Genomic DNA, 7,784 nt, shown 5'->3' with positions numbered 1-7,784 from the left:
ACCCGCCGGCACGCCTCGCCGGTACCTACTCCCTGTTCCACAAGATCCAAATATGCGCGCCGCTGTTCAGCCTTGCCCAACCCATTGACCCAGCCCGCACCAGAACCCTCGAACACCTGACAACCCCTCGTTGAACTCAGGTGTTGCGACGACCCCTTGAACCGGAGGCGGGTGGGGGAGGTGGTGGCGGAACTGTCCTACACCAAGATCGGCAGGCGCTTCATCCGCCAAGATCGGCAGCGCGGCGGGGTTCGGCGTGGGGTCGGGAGTGCGGCGGGTGTCGGGTTTCCGCTGGGTGTGGGGCTGGGGCGGCGGCAAGCCGTAGGGTCGGCGCGTGCTCGTCCGGATGCTTGGGCCGTTCGAGGCCGGCCGGCCCGTGGCCGGTGGCAGCCAGCGGACTGTGCTGGCCCTGCTGGCGCTGCACGCCGGGCAGCCCGTGAGCGTGGCCGCCCTGGTCGACGCGCTCTGGCCGGACGGGGCGCCGGCCTCGGCCCGCAACAGTCTTCAGTCTCATGTGGCCCGGCTGCGGGCGGCGCTGGGAACTCCGGGGCTGATCACGCTGACGCCCGCGGGCTACTGCCTGGCGGTGGCGCGGGACCAGGTCGACGTTCTGCTGTTCGAAGACCTGCTCAAAGCGGGGGCGGCCGAGACGGCGCTGGAGTTGTGGCGTGGCGAGCCGCTGCCCGAGTTCGAGGGCGAGCCGTTCCGGGGGTTGGCGACCAGGCTGACCGGGGTGCATCGGGAGGCCTGGGCCGCGATCAGCGAGAAGGGTGGGCCGGACGATGAGCTGCGAGCGGCTGTGGCGGCGGATCCGTGCTGGGAGCGGGGCGCGGTCACGCTGGCCCGAAGTGAAGCGGAGAAGGGGCGGCGCGGAGAGGCGCTCGAGACCCTGCGGCGGTACTCGGACGCGGTGGTGGACCAGCTGGGGATCGACCCGTCCGAAGCCGTACGGGAACTGCAGGTGGCGATCCTGCGGCATGAGCCGGAGCGGGAGCCGCAAAAGACGGCCGTGCCTCTGCGGTTTTCGACTTTTCTCGGTCGCGCGGGGGAGCAGCGTGAGCTCGCCGGCCTGATGGCCGAGCCGGGGCTGGTGACCGTCACGGGACCGGGCGGAGTGGGGAAGACGCGGCTGGTTGCTGAGACCGTACGGGCCCGCTCGCGGGTGGCCTGGGTGGATGCGGCCGACGTGTCCGCCGCTGACTTTCCGGCCGCGGTTGCCCTGGCGGTCGGTGCGCGGCCGGGGCCGCTCGACGAACCGGTCGTGCTGGCGGGGCGGCATGCGCGGGAGTTCACCGTGGTGGTGCTCGACAACTGTGAGCACGTCGTCGAGGGCGCGGCCCGGGTGGCCGAGGCCATGCGGGGTGTCCGGGTGGTCGTGACCAGTCAGGAACGGCTGCGGGTGGACGGGGAACGGGTGCTGGAGCTCGGGCCGCTCGGCGGGGAGGCGGCGGCGCGGCTGTTCCGGGAACGGGCGCGGATCACCGACGGGGGTGACGCGGTCGGGGAGATCGTGGACCGGCTCGACCGGCTGCCGCTCGCGATCGAGCTGGCGGCCACCCAGGCGGCCGCGCTCGGGGTCGGTGAACTGCGGGAACGGCTGGACGACCGGCTCGACCTGCTGGTTCGCGGGCAACGTACGGGGGCGGCCCGGCACCGCACGTTGCGGGCGGTGGTGCAGTGGTCGTACGGGCTGCTCGACGACCGGGAGCGGGCGGTCCTGAGCGGGTTGTCGGTGTTCGCGGGCGCGTTCACGGTCGGGCAGGCCGAGGCCGTCGTGGGCGGGGCGGCGGTGGCGGCCACGCTGGCTTCGCTCGTGGACCGGTCGCTTGTCGCGCGGCACGGTCCGGGCCGGTTCCGCCTTCTCGAGACGGTTCGCGCGTACGCCTCCGAGCAGCTGGGCGCCGCGCGGGAGGCGCTGTTCGACCGGCACGCCGAGGCGATGCTGACCGCCGTGCGAAGGCTCGACCGGGAATTCCGTGGGCCGGGGCAGGTCCGGGCGGTGCGGGAGCTCGACGGCCTGCTGCCCGATCTGCGCCTGGTCGTCGCCCGCGGCCGGGTGGCCGAGCCGCTGGCGGCCGCCCTGTACCGCTACGGCTACCGCTGCCAGCAGTACGAGGTGCTCGCCTGGGGCCGCACCGCCTTGGCGGCGGCCGACACCCACGCCGCCGACCCGGATGCTCTGGCGGCCGCCGCCACTCACGCCTGGGGTCGCGGTGACCTGGCCGAGGCGCGAGCGTTCGCCGAGCGGGCGGCGCACCCGACGGCCGCGATCCACGAGGTTCTGGGTGACGTCGCGCTCGTCTCGTGCGACCCGGCCACGGCTCTGGCCCATTACCGGGCGATGGACGGCGAACCCGTGCACCGCGTGGCCGGGCTGGTCGGCGAGGCGCTGGTGCTGGCGTGGTCGGGACGGGCGGCCGACGCCGTCGCGGTCGCGCGGTCCGCAGTGGACCTGGCCGACGCGACCGGCAACCCGGGGGCCCGGGCCGAGGCACGCTACGGCCTGGGGGAGGCGCTCGGCGACAGCGACCCCGAGCGCGCCCTGGAGCTGCTGACCGAGGCCGCCGGCCTGGCCGCAACCGTCGACGACCGCCTGTTCCGGGGTGCGTCCGAGACGGCGGCGGTCGCGATCCGCAGCCGGCACGGCGACCCGGCGGCCGCGCTGGCCTCGTTCCGGGAGGTGCTGGCGCTGTGGCGGGAGGTCGGCAACGACACCCTGCGGGCGGCCGCGTTGCGCAACCTGGTGGTGCTGCTGGTGCGGGTCGGCGCCGACGAGACGGCCGTGCTGGTCGACGCCGCTCTGCCGCCGGCCGACGTCTATCCGGCCGAGCAGGCCCGCATCGACCGGGCCCGGGCGGCGGTCGCCGAACGGCTGGGTGCCGGGCGGGTGGCGGCCCTGCGGCGGCGCGGCGCCCTCCTCTCCCCGGCGGCGGTGCACGACGAAGCGTCACGTGCCATCGACGCTGCGCTGTCCCGGATGGCCGGATAGGTCAGGTTTTTCTGTCGGCTGGTCACGATCGGCCGACGCCCCGAGACCGGCGGGCGCGACGTCGATACGGTTAGCGCGTGTCTAACGTCCCGTGGTGGGGGCTGCCCCTCATCGCCGCCGTGTTCGCCCTGGCCGGAGCCGCTGCGGTCCAGATCGTGTCCGCCCGTAACGACTATCTGCGCGGCCGGCGGCGGCGCACCCGGAGGTGGTACGAGGAGCGCAAGGCCGCGTACGTGGCCCTGCTCGCGGTCTTCGAGCGCGACACGTTCCGGCTCCGGGCCGCCTACGACGCCGGCGACAAGCCGGTGCCCGCGCTCGTCTACATGGACGAGGTCGGCCCGGCCCTGATGCAGGTGCGGCTGCTCGCCTCGGGTCCGGTGCGCAGCGCCGCCCTGGCGGTCCACGTGCTGCTGCAGAAGCTGCACGGCGAGATGAACCCGGCGGCCGTGATCGGGGTCCAGCCCGAGATCCACTTCCGGGAGCTGCTGACCCAGGTGCCGCTGGTCATGCAGCAGTTCGAGGCGGCCATCCGCGAGGAGCTGCGCATCGACACCACGCCGCCGGTCTCCCCGCCGCCGCTCAACGGGCGGGCCCGGGGCCTGCTGAGACGTCCCACACGATCGGAGCCCCTGGATGGACTGGCCGAGATCGGGCAGGATCGCAAGGTGTGACCGATGAGAGCGTTCCCCTCGACGCCGTGTCCGCCGCCGTGGTGCGAAGCGGCATCGTCGCCATCCTCCGCGCCCCCACCGCCGACTATTTCGCTGCCGTCGCCGAGGTGCTGGCCGGCAACGGCATCACCGCGCTGGAGGTGACGCTGACCGCGCGCGGTGCCCTCGAGGCGCTGGCCGGTCTGCGCCGCCAGTTGCCCGCCTCGGTGGCGGTCGGCGCCGGCACGGTGCTCACCGCCGACGACGCCAAGGCCGCGGCCGACGCCGGGGCCGAGTTCCTGGTCTCTCCGGTTTTCGACCCCGATCTCGTACGGGGAACCGCTCTTCCGTTTTATCCCGGCACGTCCACCCCGACCGAGATGTACGCGGCCCACCTCGCCGGCGCCCCGCTGGTCAAGGTGTTCCCGGCGTCCGGTCTCGGCCCCGACTGGCTGCGTGACGTGCGAGCCCCGTTGCCCCAGGTCAACGTCATGCCCACCGGCGGCGTCAAGATCGAAGACATCGCCGACTGGCTGTTCGCGGGAGCCCGGGCGGTCGGTGTCGGTGGTCCGCTCGTCGGCGACGCCGTCACCGGAGGCAGCCTGACCGCCCTCGCCGCCCGCGCCCGCCACGCGGTCAGCGCGGTCGCGTTCGCGCGGTCCTGACCATGGGCGGTCTGCTCACCTTCGGCGAGACGATGGGTCTGGTCGCCGCCGACGGCATCGGCCCGCTGGGTCACGCCAAGAGTTTCTCGTTCGGCATCGGCGGCGCCGAGAGCAACGTCGCGATCGGCGTGGCCCGGCTGGGTGGCGAGGCGACGTGGCTGGGCCGGGTCGGGCCCGACGCAACGGGCGCGCTGATCGCTTCCCGGGTCGCTGCTTCCGGCGTACGCACCCTGGCCGTCACTGACGAGTCGTTCACCGGCCTGATGGTGCGGCACCGGCGGTCCGGCGAGTTCGCCCAGGTCGACTATCACCGCTCGGGCAGCGCGGGTTCGCGGCTCTCCCCGGCCGACATCCCGGCCCACGAGGTCACGAACGCCGCGATCCTGCACGTAACCGGCATCACGCCCGCGCTGAGCGAGAGCGCGCGGGCGGCCGTGTTCCAGTCGGTCGAGACCGCCCGCGCGGCCGGGGTGACAGTGTCGGTCGACGTGAACTACCGGGCCAAGCTGTGGAGCCGTTTCGACGCGGCGCCGGTGCTGCGCGACCTGGTGTCGCGGGCCGACGTCGTCTTCGCCTCGCCCGAAGAGGCGGCGCTGTTCGCCTCGGGTGACACGCCGGAGGCCCTGGCCGAGCTCGGGCCGGCCGAGGTGATCGTCAAGGACGGCGGCCGGGGATGTGTGGCGCTGATCGAGGGGAAACGGTTTCAGCAGCCGGCGCTGCCGGTGACCGTGGTCGACCCGGTCGGCGCCGGCGACGCGTTCGTGGCGGGTTACCTGGCCGACCGGCTGGCCGGCGCCTCACCCGAGGACAGGCTGGTCACGGCCATCGCCACCGGTGCGTTCGCGGTGACCGTGCCCGGCGACTGCGAGGGTGCGCCCACGCGCGACGAGCTGGCCTTCCTCAAGGGCGATGACGTACGGCGATAGGGCGCGCGATGCGATGCGGTGGCGCAGACGTTTCCCGTACGGCGGTAGGGCGCTTTGACGTGATGCGGGTGGCGCTGACACTCCCGTACGGCGGAAGTCAGCGCCCCTCGCGGGCCAGGCGCTTCTGTTCGCGCTGCTCACGGGTGTAGCGCTTGCGGTTCTCGAGGTCGCGCTTCCACTGCTCGCGGGCGCCCTCGTCGCAACCCTGCACGGCGCCCTTGGTCTGGGCCGGGCCGATCAGCGACCGGAACCACCAGTCGTCGAACGTATCGTGGAACCACTGGCGGAGCTTCATGTCAGCGCCCTCCGTTCGTTGCCGTGCCAATAATTTGTACCCCAACTATCGGCACGGCACCAAACGGATGTGAGCCTTTACTCCCGGTCCGACGACTCGGCGGCCGCCTTGTCCCGCGCCACCCGGACGAGTTCCACGAGCCCGCCCGCATACTCCTGCGACTCACCGTGCGCCTCGTCGAACGGCGGCTGGAACCCGACACCCTCCCACTGCTGGGTCGTCTCGTTCCACCGGTCGTTGCCGACCTCGAAGTCCCAGGCGTCGATGCCCAGCTGGTAGTAGAGCTCGTCGGCCGAGTTGCCGGCCGCCGAATAGAGCACGTCGGCCACCGGTCCCGTGTACGACGGCCACGTCACCGTTCCCCGCTCGGCCGAGATCGCGCTCACGATCCGGCGGGCGCTGTCGAGGAAGAACTTCGACTCGTCGATCGTCGGCCGGGGCAGCGTGACCCGGCCGTCCGCCTTGTAGGCGCCGGGCGGCCACATGAAGTAGCCGCCGTAGCTGTGCACGTTCATCGCCAGCCCGATGTTCGGGTGCGCCTTGACCAGGGCGACCACGTTGCCGCTCTCGGCCTCGGACAGCTCGGCCGTGCCCGCGTACGTGCCGGAAAGGCAGTTGCCGCTCGCCCCCACGTACCCGTCGAAGAACGACCCGACGGTGTAGTTGCGGTTGAGGTCGACACCCCACGAGTCGCGGTAGCGCGGGTCGCGGGACGTGCCGGTGCAGTGGTTGACCATGTTCTTGCGCTGGAAGTTGTAGTCGTTGAAGGAGTAGTTCGCGCCGTCCGGGTTCACCGTCGGCACCACGAACACGTCCACCGAGTCGACCAGTTCCCGGGTGGTGGCGTCGGTGGCGTAGTTGGCCAGCAGCCGCTCCGCGAACTCCAGCGTCACCAGGGGAGTGGCCCACTCGCGGGCGTGCTCCTGCGAGTAGGCGAGCACACCCGGCTTCGACCCGTCACGGACCTTGCCGATGCGCAGCGCCTGCACGGTCCACGGCGCTTTCGGGACCTCGGTGCCTTTGAGGCCGTCGTCGAGGCGTACGGGCCCGGTGATCGGCATCGGAACCCCCGCCGAGCCGTCCTCGACAAAGGCCCGGAACCGCTGGGGGTAACGCGCCGTGACGAAGGCGGCCACATCGTCCGTCGTGCTGATCACCTTGCCACCCGCGTCGGTGGCGAGACGCAAGGTCAAGACCCGGTCCCGGTACGTGGCGGCGAGTGGACGATTGGGCAGGCCCGGGTCGACGGTCCGTACCTGGACGCCGTTCATACCTTGATCACCGAACGGCACCGACTCCACCACCACGGCGGCCGCGGCCGGATTGCCGAGATAGGCGACCGCCGTACGCCGGTAACCCTGCGTCTTGTTGGGCAGGTTGATCACGTCGACCAGGTTCGGATACTGCCGCGCGAGCCGCTTGATCCGAGCCCGCACGTCCACCGGCGTCATGTAGGCGTCGACGAAGTCCTTCTGATACCCGCTCGGCGTGGCCGGCGGCGTCGCTCCCGGCCAGGCCGCAGGCGTGACCGCACGCGAGGCCCCACCCAGACTGGACGTGGCCGTGACCTGCACCGGTTTGGCCGGCAACGGCCGCGGAAGCGTGTAGTGGTACTGGTATTCGCCCGAGTCCTCGAACCGCACCAGCGGGAACGACCCGGTAGTCCCGTCGGCCGTCCGCCAGGTCACGGTGATCTCCACGTCCGGGTCGTCGGTCGCGGTCGTGGCCACCTGGGTCTGCAGGAACGTCTTGCCGCCGGTGGTCCACCAGTAGGCCTGCAGGAACTGAAGCGTGTCAGCCTGGGCCGCCTGCAGTTGGGTGCGCAGCTGCGGCCGTTGCGAGGACCGTTGAATGACCTGCATCGGGACGGCGCCCTGCCCGGTCAGTTCGGCCAGTTGACGGTCGTCCACAACCAGGTCGACCAGGACGGCTCCCGCTTGGTTCCGGGGCCGCGCGGCGAGGTCGGCCCCCTGGTTGACGAGCCGTTGAAGGGCGGCCTCATCGGGAAGCCGGAACCGGACAAGGGCCGCTTCCCCCGAGGCCAGGGTGAGGGCCGGTGGATCTTCGGGTGCGGCCGCTTGGGCCGGCAACGCGGCCGGAACAACGGTGAGAGCGAGAACGGTGGCAACCGCCACCCACCGAGCACGAGACGACATCGAACCTCCTGCTACATCGAAGGACGTCGTTCTCTACCTCAGACTTCGATGTGCACTCCTGTCAATGACCGTTCGAGTCGGCCGCCTGATTTCACCGGCCGCG

The 7,784-nt window shown here is 72.0% G+C and carries 6 protein-coding genes; 4 read left to right on the top strand and 2 right to left on the bottom strand.

Going from position 1 to position 7,784, the window contains the following annotated elements; all coding sequences use genetic code 11:
• Positions 1–334: 334 nt before the first annotated feature.
• The 4 genes from JIG36_RS42210 (at position 335) to JIG36_RS42195 (ending at position 5,230) form a co-directional block, all read left to right on the top strand.
• Positions 335–2,989: an AfsR/SARP family transcriptional regulator gene (locus JIG36_RS42210; RefSeq protein WP_203382483.1), complete on the top strand. Its 2,655-nt coding sequence runs from the start codon at positions 335–337 to the stop codon at positions 2,987–2,989.
• Positions 2,990–3,066: 77 nt separating this feature from the next.
• Positions 3,067–3,660 carry a hypothetical protein gene (locus JIG36_RS42205; RefSeq protein ID WP_203382481.1) on the top strand — a complete coding sequence of 198 codons (594 nt, stop codon included), beginning with the start codon at positions 3,067–3,069 and terminating at the stop codon, positions 3,658–3,660.
• On the top strand, positions 3,657–4,304 hold the full coding sequence (locus tag JIG36_RS42200) for a bifunctional 4-hydroxy-2-oxoglutarate aldolase/2-dehydro-3-deoxy-phosphogluconate aldolase (protein WP_203382479.1): 648 nt from the start codon (positions 3,657–3,659) through the stop codon (positions 4,302–4,304). The genes JIG36_RS42205 and JIG36_RS42200 overlap by 4 nt, the downstream gene beginning before the upstream one ends.
• 2 nt (positions 4,305–4,306) lie before the next feature.
• Positions 4,307–5,230, top strand: coding sequence for a sugar kinase (locus JIG36_RS42195; protein ID WP_203382477.1), 924 nt, complete (start codon positions 4,307–4,309; stop codon positions 5,228–5,230).
• A gap of 97 nt (positions 5,231–5,327) precedes the next feature.
• On the opposite strand, the gene JIG36_RS42190 is transcribed toward JIG36_RS42195, so the two are convergent.
• Positions 5,328–5,525, bottom strand: a complete 198-nt coding sequence (locus JIG36_RS42190; RefSeq protein ID WP_203382475.1) for a hypothetical protein — start codon at positions 5,523–5,525, stop codon at positions 5,328–5,330.
• A 77-nt stretch (positions 5,526–5,602) separates the two neighbouring features.
• Positions 5,603–7,681: a M14 family zinc carboxypeptidase gene (locus JIG36_RS42185; protein ID WP_203382473.1), complete on the bottom strand. Its 2,079-nt coding sequence runs from the start codon at positions 7,679–7,681 to the stop codon at positions 5,603–5,605.
• Positions 7,682–7,784: the final 103 nt, after the last annotated feature.

It is taken from the genome of Paractinoplanes ovalisporus, assembly GCF_016834655.1.
Lineage (GTDB): Bacteria > Actinomycetota > Actinomycetes > Mycobacteriales > Micromonosporaceae > Actinoplanes > Actinoplanes ovalisporus.
Note: the sequence above shows the minus strand (reverse complement) of the source record. Positions and strands in the feature narration are given on the sequence as shown.